Source organism: Candidatus Nitrohelix vancouverensis (assembly GCA_015698305.1).
GTDB lineage: Bacteria > Nitrospinota > Nitrospinia > Nitrospinales > VA-1 > Nitrohelix > Nitrohelix vancouverensis.
In genome coordinates, this window is record CP048620.1 from 985,761 (window position 1) to 1,009,845 (window position 24,085).

The 24,085-nt window shown below is 54.0% G+C and carries 21 protein-coding genes and 1 pseudogene; 11 read left to right on the forward strand and 11 right to left on the reverse strand.

Translation table 11 applies throughout. From position 1 onward, the window contains the following. Window positions 1-65 precede the first annotated feature (65 nt). The 5 genes from pgeF to G3M78_04835 all read left to right on the forward strand — a co-directional run bounded on the left by pgeF (window position 66) and on the right by G3M78_04835 (window position 5,555). A complete protein-coding gene (gene pgeF / locus G3M78_04815; protein QPJ64747.1) occupies window positions 66-830 on the forward strand; it encodes a peptidoglycan editing factor PgeF in 765 nt (254 codons plus the stop codon). 146 nt (window positions 831-976) lie between these two features. Further along, entirely contained in the window at window positions 977-2,752 is a 1,776-nt protein-coding gene (locus tag G3M78_04820; protein QPJ64748.1) for a hypothetical protein, read from the forward strand. Window positions 2,753-2,881: 129 nt separating this feature from the next. Continuing rightward, window positions 2,882-3,094, forward strand: a complete 213-nt coding sequence (locus G3M78_04825; protein QPJ63873.1) for a hypothetical protein — start codon at window positions 2,882-2,884, stop codon at window positions 3,092-3,094. 8 nt (window positions 3,095-3,102) lie between these two features. Then, window positions 3,103-4,662, forward strand: coding sequence for a bifunctional phosphoribosylaminoimidazolecarboxamide formyltransferase/IMP cyclohydrolase (purH, locus tag G3M78_04830; protein ID QPJ64749.1), 1,560 nt, complete (start codon window positions 3,103-3,105; stop codon window positions 4,660-4,662). A gap of 125 nt (window positions 4,663-4,787) precedes the next feature. Next, the gene (locus tag G3M78_04835; protein ID QPJ64750.1) at window positions 4,788-5,555 is read left to right on the forward strand and encodes a hypothetical protein; all 768 of its coding nucleotides are present in this window, start codon (window positions 4,788-4,790) and stop codon (window positions 5,553-5,555) included. A gap of 11 nt (window positions 5,556-5,566) precedes the next feature. On the opposite strand, the gene G3M78_04840 is transcribed toward G3M78_04835, so the two are convergent. From G3M78_04840 to tatA, 9 genes and pseudogenes are all read right to left on the reverse strand, one after another. Next, window positions 5,567-5,965 (reverse strand): hypothetical protein, encoded by a 399-nt coding sequence (locus G3M78_04840; protein QPJ66767.1) that lies wholly within the window; start codon window positions 5,963-5,965, stop codon window positions 5,567-5,569. Window positions 5,966-6,027: 62 nt separating this feature from the next. Next, entirely contained in the window at window positions 6,028-7,041 is a 1,014-nt protein-coding gene (locus tag G3M78_04845; GenBank protein ID QPJ64751.1) for a M48 family metalloprotease, read from the reverse strand. Next, window positions 7,038-7,568 (reverse strand): SH3 domain-containing protein, encoded by a 531-nt coding sequence (locus G3M78_04850; protein ID QPJ64752.1) that lies wholly within the window; start codon window positions 7,566-7,568, stop codon window positions 7,038-7,040. The genes G3M78_04845 and G3M78_04850 overlap by 4 nt, the downstream gene beginning before the upstream one ends. Window positions 7,569-7,733: 165 nt before the next feature. Next, the gene (locus G3M78_04855; GenBank protein QPJ64753.1) at window positions 7,734-8,660 is read right to left on the reverse strand and encodes an N-acetylmuramyl-L-alanine amidase; all 927 of its coding nucleotides are present in this window, start codon (window positions 8,658-8,660) and stop codon (window positions 7,734-7,736) included. Beyond that, window positions 8,653-9,534, reverse strand: coding sequence for an NAD(+)/NADH kinase (locus G3M78_04860; protein QPJ64754.1), 882 nt, complete (start codon window positions 9,532-9,534; stop codon window positions 8,653-8,655). The genes G3M78_04855 and G3M78_04860 overlap by 8 nt, the downstream gene beginning before the upstream one ends. 88 nt (window positions 9,535-9,622) lie before the next feature. After that, window positions 9,623-10,114 carry a bifunctional nuclease family protein gene (locus G3M78_04865; GenBank protein ID QPJ66768.1) on the reverse strand — a complete coding sequence of 164 codons (492 nt, stop codon included), beginning with the start codon at window positions 10,112-10,114 and terminating at the stop codon, window positions 9,623-9,625. A gap of 125 nt (window positions 10,115-10,239) precedes the next feature. Beyond that, window positions 10,240-10,479 (reverse strand): zf-HC2 domain-containing protein, encoded by a 240-nt coding sequence (locus tag G3M78_04870; GenBank protein QPJ64755.1) that lies wholly within the window; start codon window positions 10,477-10,479, stop codon window positions 10,240-10,242. Beyond that, on the reverse strand, window positions 10,476-11,207 hold the full coding sequence (locus tag G3M78_04875) for a sigma-70 family RNA polymerase sigma factor (protein QPJ64756.1): 732 nt from the start codon (window positions 11,205-11,207) through the stop codon (window positions 10,476-10,478). Before G3M78_04875 ends, G3M78_04870 begins: the two co-directional genes overlap by 4 nt. Window positions 11,208-11,445: 238 nt before the next feature. Then, window positions 11,446-11,613: pseudogene (gene tatA / locus G3M78_04880) on the reverse strand (twin-arginine translocase TatA/TatE family subunit). 348 nt (window positions 11,614-11,961) lie between these two features. On the opposite strand from tatA, the gene G3M78_04885 reads away from it, so the two are divergent. Both G3M78_04885 and G3M78_04890 read left to right on the forward strand, forming a co-directional pair. Next, window positions 11,962-12,573: an acyloxyacyl hydrolase gene (locus tag G3M78_04885; protein ID QPJ64757.1), complete on the forward strand. Its 612-nt coding sequence runs from the start codon at window positions 11,962-11,964 to the stop codon at window positions 12,571-12,573. A 124-nt stretch (window positions 12,574-12,697) separates the two neighbouring features. Next, complete coding sequence (locus G3M78_04890; protein QPJ64758.1) at window positions 12,698-15,430, forward strand: MMPL family transporter; 2,733 nt, start codon at window positions 12,698-12,700, stop codon at window positions 15,428-15,430. A gap of 232 nt (window positions 15,431-15,662) precedes the next feature. On the opposite strand, the gene G3M78_04895 is transcribed toward G3M78_04890, so the two are convergent. Together G3M78_04895 and G3M78_04900 are read right to left on the reverse strand one after the other, a co-directional pair. Continuing rightward, window positions 15,663-17,714: a bifunctional aldolase/short-chain dehydrogenase gene (locus G3M78_04895; GenBank protein ID QPJ64759.1), complete on the reverse strand. Its 2,052-nt coding sequence runs from the start codon at window positions 17,712-17,714 to the stop codon at window positions 15,663-15,665. Window positions 17,715-17,755: 41 nt separating this feature from the next. Beyond that, a complete protein-coding gene (locus G3M78_04900) occupies window positions 17,756-19,261 on the reverse strand; it encodes a hypothetical protein (protein ID QPJ64760.1) in 1,506 nt (501 codons plus the stop codon). Window positions 19,262-19,427: 166 nt separating this feature from the next. Between G3M78_04900 and purS the strand changes: the two genes are divergently transcribed. From purS to G3M78_04920, 4 genes are all read left to right on the forward strand, one after another. After that, complete coding sequence (gene purS, locus G3M78_04905) at window positions 19,428-19,676, forward strand: phosphoribosylformylglycinamidine synthase subunit PurS (GenBank protein QPJ64761.1); 249 nt, start codon at window positions 19,428-19,430, stop codon at window positions 19,674-19,676. Between the two features lie 23 nt (window positions 19,677-19,699). Then, on the forward strand, window positions 19,700-20,392 hold the full coding sequence (gene purQ, locus G3M78_04910) for a phosphoribosylformylglycinamidine synthase subunit PurQ (protein ID QPJ64762.1): 693 nt from the start codon (window positions 19,700-19,702) through the stop codon (window positions 20,390-20,392). 61 nt (window positions 20,393-20,453) lie between these two features. Next, window positions 20,454-22,691: a phosphoribosylformylglycinamidine synthase subunit PurL gene (purL, locus tag G3M78_04915; protein QPJ64763.1), complete on the forward strand. Its 2,238-nt coding sequence runs from the start codon at window positions 20,454-20,456 to the stop codon at window positions 22,689-22,691. Then, on the forward strand, window positions 22,672-24,078 hold the full coding sequence (locus G3M78_04920) for an amidophosphoribosyltransferase (GenBank protein ID QPJ64764.1): 1,407 nt from the start codon (window positions 22,672-22,674) through the stop codon (window positions 24,076-24,078). Before purL ends, G3M78_04920 begins: the two co-directional genes overlap by 20 nt. Window positions 24,079-24,085: the final 7 nt, after the last annotated feature.

The window sequence follows — 24,085 nt, forward strand, 5'->3', positions numbered from 1 at the left end:
ATTCTTTGATTTAGTTTTGAAAACGGCGCTTGCGCGTGCGTTTTTTTTATTTAAAATAAATTTTTATGATTACCTTTAAAATTTTAGAAGAAGAAAAAAAAATACTGCATGGAACGAGCCTTCGGGAAAGCTATGCCCAGAGCGGCTCAACTCGACGTTATAAAAAAATCGATTCGGACGCGCCGCGTTTAGCTAAACAACGCGAATCTTTTTGCAATGACATTTACGATGCAAAAAGGGGAACATTTTTTTTGATGAAACAAGTGCATGGAGATGCGATTTATTTTTTAAAAAATGAAGACAACGACCCGATGGCAACGCGTGAAATTTGCGCCGACGCGATCGTAACGCATCTTGTTGAACGACCGGTCGGCGTGTTGACCGCCGATTGCATTCCGGTTCTTGTCTTCGATCCGAAGCTTAAAATTTGCGCGGCGATTCATGCGGGGCGCAAGGGAAGCGGCTTGCGTATTTTTTATAAAACCGTTCGCGCTATGCAAAAAGAATATGGATGCGCGTCGAAGAGTTTGATCGCCGCTATCGGACCGGGAATCTGCGGCGCGTGTTACGAAGTTGAGGAGGATTGTCTGCAGGCGTTCAAGGATAACTTTGACGACTGGACGCGTTTGGCGAAACGACAGACTAATGGAAAATTTCTTCTGGATCTGGTTCAGGCCAATCGCGAGGATGCGCTGGAGGCCGGGATTCTGGAAGATCGTCTTTCTCTTTCCGGTCATTGCACCGCGTGTCGAACCGACATGTTTTATTCCTATCGAAAGGAAGGCGCAACGGGGCGTTTGCTGACAGCGGCGATGTTGTTGACGGATTAGGCGCTTGTAGCATTGCGGATATTGATTGCCGAATACTATCCTGCGCAGAACGGATAGTCGACCTTTATCGAGTGAAGATTGAGGTTGCTTATCCGGCTTCAAACTCGTAATAATTCATATAACATTCCTGAACCTACCTATTAATAATGAACGAGTCATCACAAAGCAACGCATCGACGGGATCTCCGTTTCCTGTGGACTGGATATACTCCCGACCGCGCGAGGTGGAAAACCTGCTTTCTTCCATGTCTGTGCAGGAGCAGGCGCAGGAAATCCTGAGCATGCCCTTGCGTTGCAAAGTGGATGCGCTGACCTTGTGCGAACGCGCCGAGGAAGTCATTCAATTGTTGCCGGAAGAGGAAGTGTATCAGATGGTCAAAGAGAAGGGCGAGTCGGACTCGCTGGCGGTGCTTGCGATCGCGACCCCGGATCAGTTGCAGTTCATGTTCGACGTGGAATGGTGGCAGGGCGACAAGTTCAAACCGGATCGGGCCATGGAATGGGTGGAGATTCTGGATCAGGCGGAGGAGTCCAAATTCATGGAATGGATTCTGACCGAAGAGTTCGAGCAGAAGGTCATGCTCATGCAATCCCTGATCAAGGTGTACAAGCAGGACGAGATGACGGATTCCTATGAGGGCGTGGAAGGATTGGATCATTTCTCGCCGGACGGGGTTTACGATATTTTCTTCAAGACGGAAGACTATAGCGCGATCAAGAAAGCGATTTTGCGTTTGCGTGAAGCGGAAGAAGGGGTTTATTTTTCCTTGATGGAAGCGGTGATCTGGTATCCCGTCACGCAGACGGTGGAACGCGCTTACCATTGGCGTCAGGTGCGCTCAAGCGCGCACGGCATCCCTGAGTTTGAAGAGGCGATCCAGGTTTACAGCGCGCTCAAGCCGGAAGCTTTGCGGGAACCGGCGCCGGACGCCTCGCATTTTGAACGAAGCGACGCTTACCTGCCCCCGGCGTATCCTTTGATCGACGGGGGGGACCATTCGTTCTACAAACAATGCCTGGGCGTGATGAAAGCGGGCAGTCGTTTCGATGCGATTCGCTGGGAGATGGTTTACCTGGGCAACAAGGTCATGGTGGCGGATCAGTTGGACGCTTCGGATGCGGAGTCGCGCAAGAAAGTTCTTCAGAAAGTCATGGGCTACGTCAATATCGGTCTGCAACTGGGGGCTGAAGGTGATCCGGAAAAAGGCGCGCGCATATTGGAAAAAACCTGGTTGCAACCTTTGTTTCAGGTCGGTTACGAACGATTGTTTCAACTCAAGGCGAAGGCGCAACAGTTGATCAGCGAGCGCGGCAAGGCGCTGGAATATCTCATGCCGCCGGTGGACAAGGAGCGGATCGCGGCCCTGATGGGACGCTTCCCGCAAATCTGGAGTCTGGAAACGGTCGATACAGCGATTGACTGGCGCGATTTTCAAGACCTTGAGGAAGTTGTGGCAATGGAAGACTTTCTGGATCGACAACGATTTCATGCGCGCCTGGCATCTACGGTTTTGTCGCTGAATGAAATTGGGCTGGAGCAATTGACTCAGGACTCGACCTTTCCTGAAAGCAAGGACGCGATGAATATCGTCTGCATCGTCTCGACGGCGCTTGCGGGTCATATCCTGTATCAAGGGGTGCAATGCGAGCCGCTTGCCGATAGCGCGGCGCGGAGTTTTTTGAAGATGTTCTTTCTGCCGAATGTGTATCAGGGCGACGCGAAAGAGCCGAACCCGGATTTGATCGCGAGTTTTAAGGAAGCCTTGCAGAATCAACCGATGGCCTGGGTCGATAGCGACAAGCGTTACCTTGATGAGTTGTTGGATTTTTGTGTTGCGCAATTGAAGGAGCAATTCGGGCAATTGAACCCGAACGCGGCGATTGACTGGAAATACACTCAGGGACTTTGCCTCAAATTGTAATTCAGAGCTTCGGTTTTTTTCTATTTTAAATTAGAATAAAAAATAGTACCATTTGCCAATCCATCTAGGTATTATCGGGCGTTTTGCAAGATATACAGAACGTTTTCACTTATTAAGGTATTTAATCCAATGGTTGAACAATCCAAGGTTGAGCAAACCAAATCGACGGAAGAGCAAAAGGCAGAGCCGAAAGTAAAACCCGAGGACGTAAAGCCCGAGGATATGGGCATGCTCGATTCTTATGGCTCCTTTCCGATTTGGCTTCTTAAGGGAATACAGTTGGTAACGCCGGAGTTTCTGATTTCTAAAACCCCTCCTCCTAAACCCAAAGTACGCAACTAATCGATTCAATGAATAAGATTCAACGGGCGCTGATCAGCGTCTCCGACAAGACAGGTGTGGCCGACTTCGCCAAAAAATTGAGCGCCCTGGGCGTGGAAATCCTTTCGACGGGCGGCACTGCCCGGCTGTTGAAAGAAAACGGCGTTGCCGTGGTTCCCGTTTCAGACGTTACGGGCTTTCCGGAAATGATGGACGGACGCGTGAAAACGCTTCATCCCAAAGTGCATGGCGGCATTCTGGGTCGGCGCGATATTCCCGAACATATGGAGGCGATGCGTTCGCACGGCATTGGCGCCATTGATATGGTGGTGGTCAACCTGTACCCCTTTGAGGAAACGATTGCGAAAGAGTCCTGCGATCTTGCGGAAGCGGTGGAGAATATCGATATCGGCGGCCCGGCGATGGTGCGTTCTGCGGCCAAAAATTTTCAGGACGTTTCGATTGTGGTGAACCCTTCTGATTACGCAATCGTGCTCGCGGAAATGGCCGAAAACGACGGCGCCACAACGCTGGCCACGCGCATGCGTTTGAGTCGCGACGCCTATGCGCATACGGCGCGCTACGATTCCCTGATCGCCACTTACCTGACGAATCAACTGGGTGAAGAGTCGGCGTTTCCGGCGTTGTTTCAGCCCCCCTTCGAAAAAATTCAGGACCTGCGCTACGGCGAAAACCCTCATCAGAGCGCGGCGTTTTACAAAGAACCGAACCCGCAGTCGGTGGATGTGGTGTCGGCAAAGCAATTGCAGGGCAAAGAACTGTCCTTCAATAATATTCTCGATTTGAACGCGGCCTGGGAACTGGCGGTTGAGTTTGATGAAACGGCGGCGGTCATTATCAAGCACACCAATCCTTGCGGCGTGGCGCTCGACGACGATTTGACTCAAGCCTTCATCAAGGCGCGTGAAACCGACCCGACTTCCGCCTTTGGCGGCATCATCGGCGTGAATCGTCCTGTGGACGGAACGCTTGCGGATGAAATCACAAAAAATTTCGTGGAAGCGGTGATCGCTCCGGGTTTTTCACCGGAAGCGCTGGAAATATTTTCAGCCAAAAAGAATGTCCGGCTCATGGAAATGCCTCCGATCGACAAGACGCGACCGGCGCAGGGAGATTTTGATTTCAAGCGCGTCGGCGGCGGGTTCCTGGTGCAAAACTGGGATCGGGCGGTGTACGACGAGAAGAAACTCAAGCCTGTGTCCAAACTTTCACCGACGGATGCGATGATGGACGATTTGAAATTCGCCTGGCGCGTCGCCAAGCATGTCAAGTCGAACGCCATTGTCTACGCAAAGAACAGGGAAACCCTGGGCGTGGGCGCGGGTCAGATGAGCCGCGTGGATTCGGCGAAGATCGCCGTGTCCAAGGCGAACAAATCTCTTGAAGATTGCGTGATGGCTTCCGATGCGTTTTTCCCTTTTCGCGATTCCATCGACGAAGCGGCGAAATGCAATGTCAAAGCCGTGATTCAGCCGGGCGGTTCGATCCGAGACGACGAAGTCGTTCAAGCGGCGGACGAACATGGCATGGTCATGGTGTTCACGGGCATGCGGCATTTTCGCCACTGAGTTGTCCTTTTTTATTTTTCCCCATTATAATTAAAGAACCGGGTTCAAGCGCGGGCCGAGTTGCGCCGATAAGCAGTTGAGGCGTTATGGCGTCGAGTTGCGTTTAATTTTGGGAGTCGAGTTCTATGGGCGGGTTCGGGAAATTTATCTTTTACTCTTTTCTGGCGTCGATTGCGGGCGGCTATTTCGCATGGAAGACCTATGCCCCTGCAGTCAAGGCGGAGTGGAACGAGTTGAAGGACAAGCACCCGGAGAAGCACGCCAAAATGGCCGAAGAACTGAAGTCGGGTAATTTGCAAAACGCGAAAACCCTGTATCACGAAATCGACGCGATGACTTACGAGGAGGTGCTGAACCTTCGTTACAAGAAGTTCGATAAAAAACGTCGAACCAACAAAGAATTTCGCATGAAAGAGTGGGGCAAGGAACTGGAACTACGCGCCACAACGCGGGATGAACGCGCTTCTGTGCATGAGACTAAATTGCAGGAACTGAAGGCATTGAATGAAAGCGACGACCCGACCACCGCACAGGTGGTTTGGAAGGGCATGTCCTCTTTGGAAAAGGGCGCGGCGCTTCGCTCCAACTGCGCGAAATACCTCGATCTGGAGCGCCGCGAACAACTGCGCAGGAAGTCTCTCGGACTTCCCGCAACCGCGCCGTTACTGAACCTCCCCAACCGACCCGAGATATCCTCGGCGACCTACTGTTCCCACCTGATTTCCGACACCTTGAATCCGCAACAGGTCGAGGCGGTCATCCTCGCTCTGAAAAGCAAGCTGAATTATTTTTATTTTGTAGAGATGTTACGCGAAATTGGCATCGATCCGAAAGCGGTCTTCTCTGACACGCAACAACTCAACTCGATGGCCGGGGATTACGTCGATTCCTGAGTCGCGCTCGATCAGACCTGGACGCTGGATTTTTCTTTGAGTTGTTCGCGCAATTCGGTGATGGCGGTGGTGAGTTGTTTCAACTCAGTGTTGCTGTTGAATTCGGGAGGATCGATTTCGCTTTGCAGGCTGGCGTATTCAATCATCCTGTTCAGCGGGCGAATGATGAGGCTGAAGGTGTAGGCCGCGCCGATGATGGAGACCAGACTGCCGACGATGGCGACGCCGAGCATCTCGTCTTTCAACTGCTCGGTGGAGCGGGTGACCCGGTTTTTGAGAACGGTCATTTGTTCCGCCGTCATGCTTTCCGGGTTGATGGTTTGCACGATGCGGTCGACCTGCCCCAACTGCACAAACAAAAAGAAGGCCATGTAGCCCAGACAGGAAATGGAGACGATGTAACCCGTCATCAATACATTGATGATGCTTTTTTTCTCGCCGGGCAACTCGTCCCGGAAAATTGGATTTTTGCTCATGGTTTCGGAGAGACAAACGATACAAAGCGTTTGGCGAGTAAAGGATATTGCGCTGAATTTTGATAACGTCCCATCGCCTTGGTCAGGCTTCCATAGCGGTTTGAAAAACTGGGGTGCGTCTTGTTGAATACGGATTGTTTCGATTCCTGCGACTGACCCAGTATCTTCAAGGATTCGAGCAGACCCTTGGGGTGATAGCCGAGACGATAGGCAAACTCGGTTCCGTATCGATCGGCTTCATATTCGAGTTTGGGATCGAGGCCCTTCTCAAAGATCAGTTGCGAACTGAAAGCGATCAACTGATCGAGCAGGTCGAGCTTCTTCCCGGATGCGGCGTTGGCGATGGAGCCGATGCCCTGCAGTTTACGATTTTCTTCAATGGCGGACAGCGCGTGCTTGTTGCTGACATGGGCGATTTCGTGGCCCAGAACGCCCGCCAACTGCGCTTCATTTTGCAACATTTCGATCAAGCCGCGGCTGATTAACACATAACCGCCGGGCGTAGCGAATGCGTTGGGATACTGGGTGTCGATGATCGCGAAATGATAGTCGATGTCGGGGCGGTTGGACACTTCCGCCAGATTTTTGCCGATCAGGTTGACGTAGCGCTCCAGTTTGGGGTTCGCGTAGGCGCCGCCAAATTTGTTGAAGGCTTCCACCGCCAGCATGCCGCCGATTTCTTTTTCTTCATCATAGGTCAGAGGTTGTAGTTTTTGAAATCCCTGCAAACCCTGTTTGATGCGTCCTGTGGTCTTGTTGTCGACGCCGAACAAGGCGCCGCCGAGATCAATGAGTCCGGGTTCTTCGCCTTCGGCGTCGTTATGATTTTCTGTTTGCGACGGTTGTTTGGCGGGTTCCTGTTGCTTGGGTTCTTCTTGCGGGGCTGGTTTCTTTTCCAGTTTCTCCAGCGTGCGTCCCAGATCGCCCAGAGAAAAAGCATAGGCAAAGGGCGCGTAACCCAGCAGAAGTATCAGCGCCAATCGGCGTATCCAGCGGCTTGATGTGTTCATTGCGCGTACTCTCCCAATTGGCCTTCCTGTAAAAATTGATCCAGATCGTTGTTTGAAATTTGATAGCTTTCCATTGCCTGAACCGCCTGCACGCTCTCTTTGGGAATTCCCTTTTTCTGAGCGAGTTCCTGCGAAGTCGGGCTGAGGCCGCGAATGCTGGAACTGGAGCCGGTTTCGTTAGCGGCGACTTTTTGCCTGCCGCCGAGGCTTCCGAGCAGATCGGCGTCGCCTCCTCCTCCACCCGCCGGGGCTGAAGAAGAAAGATAAAATTTGAAAACCCATCCGGTTTTTCCGCCGGTGGATACTTGATAATACTTGCCGGATTTTTTCAGGATTTCAACGGAGGCGCCTTCTTGCAACTGGGCCACCACTTTGGACTTCGAGGAGTCTTCGGCCATCAGCTTGACGCCGGGTTTTTTGACGTACATGGAAACGGCTTGAGCCGTTCCAGCGAACAAAACCCAAAAAAGCGCAGCGCTGAAACAAAGCGACAGACCCTTGTTGACTGAGGATGAATTTCGATTCATAGCGATAGGATTGAATTATTATTCGATAACTAAAAGCTAACCTTAATGATCGGGCGAGGTCAACCTATTTTTAGGATAAACGGACAGTTCTTTTGCCGTTTGGATTCGAGAGAGTTTGTATTCGCCGTCCTTATGGAAATTTTTTAGGAAATGACTTTGCCCGCCTCATTTTTTCCTGAACGCGCGTCGCAGTCTTGCCCAGTCGAAGGCGGAACCGGGATCGTATTTGCAGGCCACCTTGTCGCCTGATCCGTTTTGCACATGAGCGTGCCCGAGTATGCCTGCGAAGCTGGAAAAATTGTCGATGCGGTCCAGGGGCGTGCGTCCTGTCGCCGAATCGAAGGGAACCTCAAGTTCAATGCGCGGCAAAGCGCGATGGATGGCGCGGCAGAGCGGAATGAGGGCTTGATACTGGGCTTCGGTGAAGTCCCACATGCGCACCATTTTGCCGTTGATCTTTCGGCTGAAATATCCGCGCGTGGCGTGGGCGCGGGCGGAACAGGCTCGAAACGATGGGTTTTGCATCGTCTTTCTGTATTTTTCAGGGAGTTGCAATTCCCATTCGCCGCGCTTGAGCTGATACTGGTCTGCGCTTGCCTGATACAGTTCCGATTCGTCCGCCAAGGCTTCCCAGGCGAGGTTGGACATTTCAATATGAACGGCGCGCTCGTTGCCCTGTCGGTCGTCGGCGGGCGCCGTGTTGGTTTTCCAGTAGAGATCGCAGGTCTGGTAGATCGTTCCATCCAAATCGAGATAAAAATGACTGCCTTTGAAGTCGCTGTTCTCCATCCATTCGTGGCAATGCCGTGAACAATAGGATGCGTCGTAGTGGAGAACGAGTTGATGCACCGTTTGGCGCAGTTCTTCCAGCGCGCGCGTCGGGTTGTGGATGAGGTAGTCATTGTGCGGTCTTGTTGGCGCGTCGTTGAGTGTTGCGTCGTGTTGGCTGGGGCGCGCGCGTCCGCGTTTGTTGGGGCAGGCGTAGCCGTTCTTGTCGGTCCAGAGGATGATCGGAACTTCCGCTTCGATACGCTGACCGCAGACGACAAGAGCGCTGTTATCGGCGGATGCTTCGCTTGCCTGCTCAGCCATTTTTCTGGCTTTTACTACCCCAGTTGAGTTTTTCGCGCAAAATCTGGTAGTAGGTTTTGTCCGAGGCTCGAATCAGTTTGAGACTGGTCTTGGCCTTGTGCACGATGACTTCGTCGCCGCGCCGGATTTCGCAACCCTCCTGTCCGTCCAGCGTCAGTCGAACGTCTTCGTTCTCCGAGGCGAGATGGATGCCGATTTCCGAATCGTCGGGGATGATGATCGGGCGGTTGGTGAGGGTGAAGGGGCAGATCGGGCTGAGAATCAGATTGTGAATGCTGGGGTGGATGATGGGGCCGCCGGCGGAGAGCGAGTAGGCGGTGGAACCGGTCGGCGTGGCGATGATCAGCCCGTCGGCGCGGTAGGAAGTCATGTACTTGCCGTCGACCATCACTTCCAGATCGACGATGCGGGCGAGCACGCCTTTGTTGATGACGAGATCGTTGAGAACGTGAAAATCCTGGGTTTTTTCATTGGGTCGCGTCACGCGAACGCTCAGCAACATGCGTTTTTCGATCTTGCAATCCTGGTTCAGCACTTTCTCCATGGCTTCATAGAGATCGGATCGCGGCACGTCGGTCAGAAATCCCAGATTGCCCATGTTGACGGCGAGCAGGGGCACGTTGAAACGGTGCATCTGGCGCGCCGCGCTCAAAAGCGTGCCGTCGCCGCCGAGAACGGCGATCATGTCGGATTTTTGCGCGATCTGCCCCGGCGTTAAGGCCGAGGTTTCGTCGATCATGGCGGCGGTGTCCGTGTCCATGAACACTTCCAGTTCCTTCTGGCGGAGCCAGTCGACGAAATTGCGAACGCTTTCTTTATTGGATGCGGGTTTGGTCTTGGCAAAAATGCCGATGCGCTGGACGGGAAATTTCAATGTAGGGGACGGAGTAAAAGCCGGACTAATTTACTTAACAAATCCCGCCGGGTTGGGAACAGGCGTTGTATTGCCCTGTCCGCAGGGGTTAGAGTTTGCCAAAATCCTGGGGTTTCAGTTTGTCGAGCCAGTCTTTCCACTGTTGACCTTCGTCCTTTTTGGATTTTTTCTCAGGCTCCGGCAGATCCAGGTGCTTCGCCGCTTCGATGACTTCTTCTTCGACGTAAATTGGCGATTCGACGCGCAGGGCCAGCGCGATTGCGTCGCTCGGGCGCGAGTCCACCGTCAATTGGGTCTCGCCATGCGTCAGCGAGATCACGGCGTAAAAGGTATTGTCTTTGAGTTGGGTGACGAGGATATGGTTGACCTTGGCGTTCATTCCCGACACCAGGTTTTTGATGAGGTCGTGCGTCATGGGACGCGGGGTAGAGACCTTTTCCATTTCCAGGGCGATGGCGTTGGCTTCAAAATATCCCACCCATATGGGGAGAGCTTTTTCCCCTTTAAGGTCTTTCAATATGATGATGGGCATATTGGTCAGGGGATCCAAGGTAAGTCCTTCTACCTTCATTTCGATCATGCTGGCCTCTCTTTCGTTGCGTCCGCCTTGCCGAATGCCGATGGGCAAGTGATTTCAACAAATATAGTGAATGCGCTGATTTTTGTCAACGCTGGTTTGGTTCCGATTCGAGCCGGATAACCTGTTTAGTTTTCCAGCTTTTGCTGCTTCAAAAACTCTCTTAATTTTTCCTGAACCATGTCGGGCATTTCGATCTGGTTCAAAGTATCTCTGCACACGGTGGTGGTCGATTTGTAGGTGTTCAGAAACGCAACGCAGGGCGGGCAGTCCTGAAAATGTTCCTCGAGACTGGAATGGGTGTCCAGGTCCAGTTTGCCGTCCAGATAATCAAAGAGGAGATCGAGACACTCCTTGCAACACATCATTTCCCATCCTCCCCGGTTTGATACTCCTGAAAAAAAGAAGAAAGCTTCTTTCGTAAAAACAGGCGAGCGCGATGCAGGCGAGATTTTACGGCGGGTACGGTGAGGTCGAGTATCTCCCCCACTTTTTCTGTTGAAAGTCCTTCTACATCTCGCAACAAGAAGACCACCTTTTCCTTTTCGGGCAACATGTCCACCGCTTTTTGAATGATGGAACGTGTTTCATTGGCAAATAACAGCGATTCGGTATTCTCTGACCAGTCCTGCACTTTTTCCTGCTGAAAACCGGAGCCGTTGAAAGTGGGCAACAGTTCGTCAATCGAGATGCTCTGGTCTTTTTTGCGGCTTCTCAATTTCATGTAGGCCGCATTGAGCGTGATGCGATACACCCAGCTGGAAAACGCCGATTTCCCCTGAAAGGTGTGTATCTTTCTGAACAGGGTCAGCAAAACATCCTGGGTCACATCCTGCGCGTCCATCGTATTGCGCGTCAAATTGAAGCTGAGAGCGTAAATCTTCTTCTGGTAGCGTTCGACGATCTGGTCGAAGGAGTCCATGTTGCCGGACTGCAATTCCCGGACGAGCGCTTCTTCAGCTTCCTTTTCCTCTTTAGGGTCGGTAAACGTCGTTTGCTCCTCTGCAGACTTCTCAGATTTGCTTTTATCGCTATTTGAGTTTTCCGCTTTGGATTCCGTACGCTTGACCCGATTTATATAGGATGTTTTAGACATACGATCGTTTCAAAAATTAAAGGACTTTTCCTGCAAACAGGCGCAATTATTTTGCGCTTAAGCAACTTTCCCCAGACCGGAGCCTGAAAAAAACGAATTATGCCTGTTTTTCTGTTGAAGCTGGAGCCGCGACTTCTTCTTCCGGTGCGGCTTCCGCTTGCAACGGGTCGTTCGCTTGAGGCGTTTCGTCGAGTTCGGACGGTCCGGTTTCGATCGCATGCGTCTCAGACGGAGGGATTTCAGCGTTTTCCGCTTCGTCGCCTTCTCCCGCTTCCTTCATGGATTTCTTGAAATTCTTGATGCTGTTCCCAAAAGCGCTGCCAATCTCTGGCAGTTTGCCAGCTCCAAAAATGATCATGATAATTACCAGAATGATCATTAGTTCCGGCAAGCCGATTCCCATCATAATTTAGGTTCCTTCCTCATGATTAAATATTGATTTTATGATAATTGAAGATTGTAGCGCTTAATGCAGACGTTGACAATTCGATTCCTTTTAGTTGTTCAGGGAATGCGATTCCTGAATAGCCGAATGGGGTCTGCCGCTATTCCGATTCAAGGGTGATTCAATCAACACTGTGTCATTTAATGGCATGGGCGCCGGCAAAAAACAAGGTCATTCGTCGAATGCATTGATTTTTTTCGTTAAAACGCTTTCAAATCAGGCTAAATATGATACAATTCCACCGATCTTGCGCGTCTGCAAAATGAGTGAATGCGTATGGAACTAACTGTATAGATAAGGATTATATAGATGAGACGTTGGAAATTTGTTTTTGCTTTCATAGCGGCTTTGATGAGTTTTGAGACGCTGGGCGCGCAGGCGCAGGATTTTTCTTCCCGTTTTGCTAAAGGCGAATCGTCTTTTGGCATGCAGGCGGGTTATGGCTATACCATCGATCTTCCGCCCGGACGAGAACGACCCGACCTGGGCTTTGCGTTTTTATTCCCGAACTACCAGAAAAATTTGACCGGCGTGATCGGAGACGGCTCTTTTTATGAGGGCGCTTTGTACTGGCATGTCGAAGCGGGACTGGCGCAGATTCTGAACCGCGACGACGAATACCTCGTCGGCTTTTCTCCGCTCATGGTGGAGTATAAATTTCTCGATTCGAAACGAAGCTGGGCGCCGAATGTTCTACTGGGAGCCGGTTTTGCCTACACCGACTGGAAAGACGTTGCCGACCATGAGTTGGGCACGGAATTCGAATTCCTCCTCCATGCGGGCGCGGGTATCGAATTTTTTCAGGAAGGCTCTCGATCCTATTCCATCAATTACCGATTGTTTCACGTTTCCAACGCGGGTATCGAAGCTCCCAATATTGGACTCAACGCGCACGTGTTCAGCCTGGGTATGCGATTCTGATTTTGTCCGCTCCGGCGTCGCTTCTGCGCGCGCCGGGGCGTGATTCCTCCCTTTTGTTTGCCTCTCTTTTGACGCCGCTCCGAACGCGGTTTTGTTCTGAAACTTTCCGACTTTTGACCGGCTCATGACCGATTCTGTAACGCCGTCTTCGAACCATTCTGCCGGGATCATCGTTCGCCTGTTTCGTGCGCTGGCGCGCTTTGTCTACTCGCGTCCGACGCTGGTGGTCGTTTTGTGCTTCGTCGCGGCGGCCCTTTCGCTGTGGATCACGGCGGAGCGTCTGACCTTTCACACCAGCCGCAGTGATCTGTTGCCGCAGGACCGCGAATACATTCACCTCTATGAGGCCTACCGCGAGGAGTTTGAAGACTTCGACGGCATGATCATCGTCGTGGAGGGCGCGAACAAAAATCAGATGAAGCGGGCGACTGAAGCGCTGGTTCAGAAGATGCAAGCGACGCCCGATACCTTCCCCAATATTTTTTACAAGATCGATACCGAAGCGCTGAAGAAAAGCGCCCTCCTGTATATGGACGCCGAAGAATTGCAGGACCTGGCGGCTAAAATTCGCGAGCGTCAGTTGTTCCTCGAAGACCTCAACGCGCGCCCCGGACTCAATCAACTGCTCAAGGGCGTCAACGCCGAAATCAGCTCGGGCATGGTGGACAGCCTGCTCTCGGATTTCATCGGCTCGGATAATGAGACCGATAAAGACGACTCAGCCGATCTGTCCCTCTTGATCGAAATCGAAAAACAGATGATCGAGCGGTTACAAGGCAAGGCCGACTACCGCTCTCCCTGGAAAGCCTTCCTTGCGGGCGATGCGGAAGGCCTGAAGGACGAGGGCTACCTGACCTCCGACGATGAATCCCTGCTTTTCATCTTGATCGTTCCAAACGAAGAGACCTCGGAGTTCACCGGCTTCAAGGATTCGATGGAACAGGCGAGAGCGCTCATCAAGGAAGTCGCGCTGGAATACCCGGAAGTCGGAATCGGTTTGACCGGCGAAGACGTGATCGCCTCCGACGAGATGGTGGCGACGGAAGCGGATGTCCGTTTCGCCTCGATTCTTTCACTGGTCGGCGTCGCCCTGCTCTACATCATTTTTTACGGCGGCGTGCGCAAACCCTTGCTGGCGATCGTCAGCCTCATCATCGGCATCAGCTGGTCGCTGGGCTACGCCTCGCTGGCGGTCGGGCATTTGAACATCCTGTCCGTCGTGTTCACCACCATCCTCATCGGGCTGGGCGTCGATTTTGGAATCCACCTGCTCGAACGCTACCGCGAAGAACGCGCCGCTGGACGCGACGCTCAAAGCGCCCTGGAAATTGCCATGAGAAGTTCGGGCGAGAGCAATTTTGAAGGAGCCGTCGCCATCGGCATCGCCTTTGGAGGATTGACGATCACAGACTTTATCGGCATCGCCGAACTGGGCTGGATCGCAGGCGGCGGCGTGTTCCTGTGCATGGTCTCGATGCTGGTCTGCCTGCCCGCCCTCATCGCGCTCGAAGAAAAATTTTTCAAACCGGCTTACGCCGTTTCGTCTTTTGAGCGCGGCAAGAGCGAATTTTTGAATCGCCTGTTTTCCCGCTATCGCCTGTTGATCGTCGTGACCCTGATCGCAACGGTCGCGCTGTCCAGCTTCATTCCAATGACGAAATTTGATTACAACTTGCTCAACCTGCAAGCCAAAAACGCGGAAGCGGTGCAATACGAATTGAAGATTCTGGAAAAAGCCAACCGCTCCACCTGGTCCGCCGCTGTTGTCGTGAACACGCTGGAAGAAGCGGAAGAAGCCATCGAAATCATTGAGCGCCTGCCGTCGGTCGGGCGGGTGGAAAGCATCGCGTCAGCGGTGCCTGAGAATCAGGAAGAGAAAATAGAGATCGTGAAATCCATGGCGCCGCTATTGGAGTCGCTGGAACCCGAGGGAGAAGACGCGATCTTTTCATTTGAAAAGCTGGTCCGCGTCATGAAGAAAATCAGCTTCAAACTGCGCGACCGCGAAGCCGACGACGGAGACGAAGACGTGCGCACGGCAGGGCGCCTGGCGCGCGATTTCCTGAAGCTCGCCGAATCGTCCGATGCGCAGAAGGCGCAGTCCGCGCTGAGCGCCTTTTCGAGCGAGTTGATGATCGACTACCGCGAACAGGTCGCCGACCTTCAACTGGCGGCGCATCCAAAAATGATTTCGGTGGACGATCTGCCCTCGCTACTGCGACAACGCTTCATCAGCAAAAATGGAAAATACCTCATCTCCGTGTTCCCTAAAGTCAATATCTGGGAACGCGAAGGCATGACGCAGTTTCTCACCGAACTACGCGGCGTGGACCCCAAGGTGACGGGCAACGCCGTGCATGTTTACGAGTCGAGTTATCTGATGCGCGAAGGCTATGTCACCGGCGGATTGTATGCGCTCGTCGGCATCATCATCTACTTGTTTTATATTTTTCGGAAACCGGGAACGGTCTTGCTCACCCTGCTTCCCGTCACTCTCGGTTCGCTGTGGACAGCGGGCATGATGCCGCTGTTCAACCTCGATTTCAACCTCGCCAATCTGGTCATCCTGCCCTTGATCCTCGGCATCGGCGTGGTCGACGGCGTGCACATCATTCATCGCTTCCGCGAAGAAGGCGAAGCGCGCAAGGAACCGCTGGCTCGGAGCGTCGCCAACGCGGTGACCCTCACCTCGCTGACCACCATGATCGGCTTCGGCAGTCTGATGACCGCAGACCACCAGGGCGTTTACAGCCTCGGCATGATCCTCGCGCTCGGCGTCGGCAATTGCATGATCACCTCCTTCACCCTCCTGCCCGCCTTGCTCAAACTCTGTCTCGAACGCGGCTGGAAGGTTTAGTAAGCTAATAAGGCTTTCTTCCCGCATTCTGTTTGATTAGAGCGTTATACCGTTTGGCGGCTTTTTTGAGTCGCTTTCCTGCGGGCAGGGGTTTGAGAAGTGCGCATGCAAATAGCTGGCTGTCTTTTGCTGTTAATTTCATAAGTTTCCCCCTTTCATAATCCTGCTGAATCCCTTGTTGGAAGTCCTCTAAAAATTTAACGGATACTTGAAAGTCTGGGGAGCCGTAAACTTATCTCGGGCTGGCGGCGATGTTGCCGCCGTCGATGGTGAGCACGCTTCCCGTCGTTTTCTCGGCGAGGGCCAGATTCAAAAATCCCTGCGCCACGTCGCTGTCATAGACTTCCTCGTTCAATAAATTGTTTTTGAAATAATCGTCGGGCGTCAGGTTGCGCGCGGCGGCGCGTTGTTTGATGACGTCTTCGGAGAAAATTCCCGTGCGCACGCGGTCGGCGTTGACGGCGTTGGAGCGAATGCCGTCGCTTCCGTAATCCAGCGCGTATTGCTTCATCAGCGCCATGACGGCGGCTTTGGGGAGCGCATAGGGACCGAAATTCTTGCCGGGATTGAAAGCGGCTTTCGAGGCGTTGAAGAGAAGAACGCCTCCGGTCTTCTGCATCAGGAACAGGCGCGTGGCTTCCGACGCGGCGGTTTGATGGGCGAAGAAATTCAACTCGAAACTGCCGCGCAGGGTTTCCGCATCGACTTCGCCAATAGGGCCTTGCACGGCGTTGCCTGCGTTGGAGATGAGGATGTCGAGTCCGCCGAACTGGTGGACGACTTCCTTGAAGCTGGCTCTCACCGCTTCGGCGTTGGTGACGTCGAGGGCCTGGAACAGTACGGTTCCTTTGGTTTCATTTTTGATGCGTTGCGCGGCGTCTTTCAGTTTGTCTTCGTTCAGATCGGTGATGAACAGGTTGGCGCCTTGTTGCGCGAACAGCTGCGCGGTGGCGTAGCCGATGCCGGAAGCGGCGCCGGTGACGTAGACCACCCTGCCCTGTAGCGGAGCGGGTTTGGCCTTGCCCAGCTTGGCCTGTTCCAGCGACCAGTATTCCATGTCGAACAGGTCGTCGTCTTTCAGCGGGACGTAATCGCCGATGCTGAAGGCCTTGTGAATGACGTCGATGGTGTGCTGGTAGACGTCTGCGGCGATGCGCGTTTCCTTGGCGGTTTTGCCGATGGTGACGAGTCCGAGTCCGGCGATCAGCAGAACGCGCGGCAGGCGGTCGAGTTCTTTTTTATCGACGCCCTTGGCCTGCTTGTTGCGTTCGAAGTATTGATGATAATTGTCCATGTATTGTTCGATCGCGTCGGCAAGTTCCTTGCGCAGGGCTTCGGCGTCGTCGATATTTTTCGGGTTGAGCAGGAGCGGTTTCTGTTTGGTGCGAATGACATGATCGGGCGTGACGGTGCCGATCTGCGACCAGACGGCGCATTCCTTGCTGGTGGCGAACTCGCGCGCTTTCGGGTCGTGTCGGTAATGCAGGACCCAGCTTTGCCCGGAATGTTTTTTATAGAGACCGCGCAGGATCGGCGCGACGGCTTGCAGAACCGCGTCGTCGGAGGAATCGGTTTCCACCGGGGTCAGGGGTTTGGGTGTGTGCGTGGCTATGTATTCTTCCGCCAGCGTCACCGCCTCGATGTGTCGGTCGTAGCTTTCTTTGGCGCTGTCGCCGAAGGTGAACAGGCCGTGATTGATGAGCAGGAGTCCTTTGACCTTGGGATGCTTTTCATAAACTTCGGCGGCGGCCTTGGCGAGCAGAAAGCCGGGCATGATGTAAGGCACCAGGGCGATGGTGTCGCCGTAGATTTTCTTACACAGCGCTTCGGCGTCCGGTTGATTGGCGATCACCAGCGAAGCGTCGGCGTGCGAATGGTCGATGAATTTATGCGGCAGAAAGGCATGCAGGAGCGTTTCGACGGAGGGGTTCGGAGACGAGGCGTCGAGCAGATGCGTGCGTTGTTCGTTCACCATGTCCTCGTCGCTCAGGCCATCGAGCTTGCGCAGTTTGAGCAGGTAGTCGAGAGTCACGCCGGGCAGTCCGGCGGGTTCGAGGGTGTCGAGGTCCCAGCCGCTTCCCTTGACGAAGAGCGTGTTGACTTCTTCCCCGGCCTTGTTGACCGCTTTCGATTTCACCGAGGTGTTGCCGCCGCCGTGCAGGACGAGGGCTGGGTTCTTGCCGATCAGGCGCGAGGTGTAAACGCGCAGGGCCACGTCTTCGCAAACGTCCTTGTAGTGTTGAATCGCCGCCTTGGCGTCTGCATCTTTCCATTCATTTTGCATGTGCGTTATCCATAAAAATTGAAAAAAATTTATCGCCGCCGTCAGGAGCGCTTGTCAGCGTTCAGTCGCGACCTCAATTGAAAACCAAAATAGAAAATCAGAATTCCCAGCGCCAGGGGAGGACCCATCGTCATCAGCGCGGGATAGCCGAACAAGCGCATATAATACCACCAAACATTCGGCGCGTTAACCGCCAGTCCCCATTTTAGCGCTTCCTCCACGCTTTCCGAATCGAATCGCGTTCCGGCCCGCGCCATTTCAACGCGCTGTTGCATCGCTTGCGCGTCGCTCAGGTTGCGCGCGACTTCGGCAACCTGCCGGAACTGGCCGATCAGGGGCGAATGTTTCAGGGTGTGAACGGAGAGTCTTTCCGCCTCCCCGCCCCATTGGACCTGCATCTGGTAATGGTAACGGCTCATATTCACCAGCGAGGCGGGAAGCTGGATGAGGACGCCGAGGACGATGCAGGCCAGAACCCGGCGACCCGGCGCGCGTCCGCTTTCCAGAAGATAGCCTGCGGGCAAGACAGCGAAAGGGATGACGCATAAGAGAAGGCGCGGCCCCCAGCTCAGGCCGCCGTACCAGCTATGCCAGAAGGAAAACAGCATGAGATGCGACAGAACAATCCATCCTAATAGAAAAGCCAGTTGCGCGCGCTTGCGGAACAATGCGGAAAGGCCAAAGCAGGCGGCGATCAGAACGGGATTGTAGAGAAAGACCGATTTCCCCGGCGAAAACAGCAAACCGCTGAGGCCGCCCCAGAGGTCGGGGGTCAGGCCGTGCTCGTAACCCGTTTCCGTAAAACTGCCGAATCGCGCCTCGTTATACAAGCCGATCAGCAAGGCCGCCGCAATGATCGGAACGAAGAAGCGGGCGCCGTCGGCGAGGCGATGAAGCATCGACGGGCGGGCCGTCCACAGGATGAACAGTAGAAAACCGGGCAGGGCCATGATCGAGGCGATGCGACAGGTTAGGGCGATGGCCATGAATGCTCCGGCGATCCACAAGGCGGAGCTTCTTTTTTCGCTACCGGTTTGTGAAACGAAATAGGCGGAGCCGATGAGGAACAAAGCCGTGGCCGGTTCGCTCATGAATTCTTCCGAATAGGCCCAGGCGATGGTGGACAGCCCGAATCCAAGACTCAGGATGCAGGCGGTTCGCCGCGAAAAACCCAGACGCCGGACGCCGAACAGATACACGAAGACGCAGACGCCCGGCGTGATGAAGGCGTTGAACAGACTGACAAAAAAGGTGGTCGCCCAGGCCGAGTCGATGCCCAGCGCTCCGCCGACCGCCTTGCCGATGAAATACAACGGCAGGGCCAGCGCGCTCATTCCCAGACCGTATTTGGAATATTCCGTTTGCTCCGGCCCGGCGATATTGAAGCTGAAGCGTTCCGCCATGCTCTCGGTCAGGCGGTACATGATCTTGCCGTCGGCGGACTGGATGGAGCCTTGCGCAAAGAGCAGGTAGAAGCAGGCAAAGAAAAGAAACAGGCTCAGGCAGAAGGCGGTTTCGTCGGAATGGGAGTCGTCGTGAGGCGTCATTTGATTTCAGGCAAGGAACGGATTGGGTGGAGAGGAACGCAATGCCGACAAAAGCTTATTTATCATACTATTGAGTTTAAACCAACGACGTGGCGGAAAAATATTAGTCATTTACGATCAAAGGGTTTGCCGTTTGCGTTTCAGATATGCTAGTCTTCTGGGCAATATGTTGGCCCAAATACACGTTACCTTAAAAAATGGCGTTCTCGATTCCCAGGGAAAAGCGGTGCATCACGCCCTCTCCGACCTTGGCTTTAACGAGGTGAAGGACGTTCGGGTTGGAAAGTACATGGAGGTCCAGCTCAAGGACATCACCGAGGTGGAAGCCGAGGCGCTGGTGAAAGAGATGTGCGAAAAGTTGCTGGCCAATACCGTGATCGAGTCGTACCGGTTTTCTCTCGTCCCCAATAGTTAAATCCCCCTTCGAATGGTGTTTGCATGAAGTGCGGCGTTATTGTCTTTCCCGGATCCAATTGCGACCGGGACTGCTTCCATATTCTATCCGATGTCATGAAGCTGGACGCCGAGTGGGTCTGGCACAAGGATGAAGAGCCGCTGGATCGATTCGACTTCATTGTTCTGCCGGGCGGTTTTTCCTATGGCGACTATTTGCGCGCGGGCGCCATCGCCAAATACTCTCCGGTGATGAAATCCCTGTGTCGTTACGCCGAATCCGGCGGCGCGGTTCTCGGCATTTGCAACGGATTCCAGATACTCGTCGAAGCCGGTTTATTGCCCGGCGCCTTACTGCACAATCAATCGCAAAAATTCATTTGCAAGAACGTTCCCCTGCGCGTCGAAAGTTCCGACACGCCCTTCACGCGCGGCGCCGCGACCGGCGATGTGCTGACGATTCCCATCGCGCATCATCAGGGCTGTTATTATGCCGATCCCGAAACGCTGGCGGATCTGGAGGCGAACCAGCGGGTGATCTTTCGGTATTGCGGTCCGAATGGCGAGGTGGACGAAGCCCACAATCCGAACGGTTCCTCGAACAATATCGCGGGCATCTGCAACGCGCAAAGAAACGTCGTGGGCATGATGCCGCATCCCGAGCGATGCGCCGATCCTGCTCAGAACGACGGCGACGGCAAAATCATTTTTCAATCCATTCTCAACGTTCTGCAATGATCCTTCACGGCAAGCATTCATCGCTATTCCATAGAAGCGTGTCGCAAGGTCTGGGCGCGCAATGAGCCATCCCAATCCATTGACGACGGCGAAAGACGCCAAGGAACACGGATTGACCCGCGACGAATACCGTCGCATTGTCGATCTGCTGGGTCGAATCCCCAACCTGACCGAGCTGGGCGTGTTCTCCGTGATGTGGAGCGAGCATTGCAGTTACAAAAGCTCAAAACCCTTTCTTAGAAAATTGCCGACCGAAGGACCGCGCGTGTTGCAGGGGCCGGGCGAAAACGCCGGGGTCGTGGACATTGGCGACGGACTGGCGGCGGTGTTCAAAATCGAAAGCCACAACCATCCTTCTTTTGTCGAACCGCGACAAGGCGCGGCGACGGGCGTCGGCGGCATCATGCGCGATATTTTCACGATGGGCGCGCGACCGATCGCTCTGCTCAATTCGCTTCGCTTCGGTCAGCCGGAAGACGCGAAAACCCGCTTCCTGCTCAACGGCGTGGTCGACGGCATTTCCAGTTACGGCAATTGCGTGGGCGTGCCCACGGTGGGCGGCGAAATTTATTTTGACGCCTGTTACAACGGAAATATTTTAGTCAACGCCTTCTGTCTGGGTCTGGCGCCTTCCGACAAGATTTTTCTGGGCAAGGCCGCGGGCGTGGGCAACTCGGTGATTTATTTTGGTTCCAAGACCGGACGCGACGGCATTCACGGCGCCAGCCTGCTGGCGTCCTCGGAGTTTGACGAGACCACCGAAGAGAAGCGGCCGACGGTTCAGGTCGGCGACCCCTTCGCTGAAAAACTGCTGATTGAAGCGACCCTGGAATTATTGCAGAACGAATGGGTGGTCGGCATTCAGGACATGGGCGCGGCGGGACTCACTTCATCGAGCTTTGAAATGGCGGGCCGGGCCGGGACTGGCGTGGAGCTGGACGTTTCGAAAACGCCTCTGCGCGAAGACGGAATGACGGCGTATGAGATTTTATTGTCGGAGTCGCAGGAGCGCATGCTGGCGGTGGTGGAGCAGGGCCGCGAAGAAGACGCGCTGGCAATTTTTAAAAAGTGGGATATCGACGCCGCCGTGGTCGGCAAGGTCATCGACGAACCGGTGGTGCGGGTGATTCAGGACGACGAGGTCGTCGCCAACCTTCCCGTGACAGTAGTGGTGGATGGCGCTCTGGATCTGCAACGCAAGATCGCGCGTCCCAAGTATCTGGACGAGGTCGATCATCTGGATCTGACGCAATTGCCGGAACCGGATCGCGGCGACGCCGCGTTGAAACGTCTGCTGGCGTCATTGAATATCGCGAGTAAAGAGTGGGTCTACGAGCAATACGACCACATGGTGCAAATCAATACGCTGGTTCTGCCGGGCTCCGACGCTTCGGTTCTGCGCGTTCCCGGAACCCGCAAGGGGCTGGCGCTTTCTGTGGACTGCAATTCAAGATACTGTTACCTCGACCCCTTTCAAGGCGCGCAGATCGCCGTTTCCGAGTGCGCCCGAAACCTGGTGTGTTCCGGCGCGGAGCCGATCGGCCTGACCAATTGCCTCAATTTTGGCAACCCTGAAAAACCTGAAATCATGTGGCAGTTCGAGCAAGCCGTTCTCGGCATCGCCGAAGCCTGCAAGTTTTACGACATTCCGGTGGTCAGCGGGAATGTCAGCTTATATAATGAAACTAAAGGCGAATCCATTTTTCCAACGCCCACCGTTGCGGTGGTGGGACTCATTGAAGACGTTGAACGGCATACCTCGCAGTGGTTCAAGCAGGAAGGCGACGGCGTCGCGCTTCTGGGTTTGACCATGGAAGAGCTGGGCGGGAGCGAGTATCTGAAAGTCTTGTTCGACGCGACTCGCGGCAAGCCGCCCTATCTGGACATGGCGGTGGAGCGCAAAATCCAGCGCTTGTGCCTGGAATTGATACGCTCCGATTTACTGCAATCCGCGCACGATTGTTCCGATGGCGGTCTGGCGGTGGCGCTGGCCGAGTCCTGCATGACGGGGCCGACCCTTTTAGGGCTGGATGCGCAGATGCATTCGACCTTGAGAAAAGACGCGCTCTTGTTTGGCGAATCGCAATCGCGAATTCTGGTTTCTTTCAAGGAAGAAAATCGGGACAAGGTGGAACAGGCGGCGTCCCGTCTCGGCGTCAATTATGAATACCTGGGCGTCGTTGGCGGACAAAAATTACGCGTGGCGGTGAACGACGAAGAGTTTATCAACGTTGACGTGTCCATTCTTCAATCCATTTGGAAACAGGCCCTGGGGGACTATGCTCGACGAATTACATGAAGAATGCGGAGTGATGGGCGTGTTCGGCAATCCCGAAGCCGCAAATCTGGTGTACCTGGGGCTTTATGCGCTCCAGCATCGCGGTCAGGAGAGCGCCGGAATCGTTTCGAGCGAGGATGGGAAATTGCATCTGGAGCGGGGCATGGGGCTGGTGGCCGACGTTTTCAACGGCGACCGTTTGAAGAAACTCCCCGGCGACATTGCGATTGGCCATAACCGTTATTCGACCACGGGCGACAGCGCGACGGTCAACGCTCAACCCTGCCTGATCAAGTATGCCATCGGGTCTCTGGCGCTGGCGCACAACGGCAATCTGGTGAACTCTCTAAAAATCCGCAAGGAACTGGGCGATCGAGGTTCCATCTTCCAGTCGACCAACGACAGCGAAGTGATCGTGCATTTGATGGCGCAGGCGCGCGGATCGTTCAAGGATCGAGCCGCCGCCGCTCTCGGTCAGGTCAAAGGGGCTTATTCGCTCCTCCTGCTTTCTGAAGACGCGATGATCGCGGCGCGCGACCCCAATGGTTTTCGTCCGCTGTGTCTGGGTAAAGTTGGCGACGGTTATGTGGTTGCTTCCGAATCCTGCGTGATGGACCTGATCGACGCCACCTACATTCGCGAGATCGATCCGGGCGAATTGTTATTGATTGATAAAGACGGCCTGCATTCGTTCTTCCCTTTCGAGAAGGCTCCGATGCGGCAATGCGTCTTCGAGCATATTTATTTTGCGCGTCCCGACAGTTACCTGTTCAGCGATCATGTGTACACAATACGCAAGGAAATGGGCAAGGCGCTGGCGGAAGAAGGCGCGGTGGATGCGGACGTGGTGATACCGGTTCCGGACTCCGGGGTGATTTCTTCGATGGGTTATTCGGAGGCTTCGGGCATTCCCTTTGAGATGGGTTTGATCCGTAACCATTATGTCGGTCGGACTTTCATTGAACCGCAACATCAGATTCGTAATTTTGGCGTGCGCGTGAAGTTGAGCGGCGTGCGCAGTCAGCTGGAAGGCAAGCGAGTCGTGGTGATCGACGATTCCATTGTTCGCGGCACCACCAGCCGAAAAATCGTCAAGATGTTGCGCGAAGCGGGCGCCAAGGAAGTTCATGTCCGCATTTGTTCGCCGCCAATCCTGCATTCCTGTTTTTACGGCATCGACACGCCGACCCGTTCAGAACTGGTCGCTTCGGCGAACGACACCGAGGCGATCTGCAAGTTCATTGAAGCCGACACCCTGCATTACCTCAGTCTGGAGAGGATGATGAAAGTGTTCGGAAAGAATTCCGAGAATTTTTGTTCGGCCTGCTTCGATGGAAACTACCCTGTGGAAGTGGTGGACGCTATACAGGAAGAGCCGCAGTTGGACCTGTTCCCCCTTTCAGAATAAAAAAGCC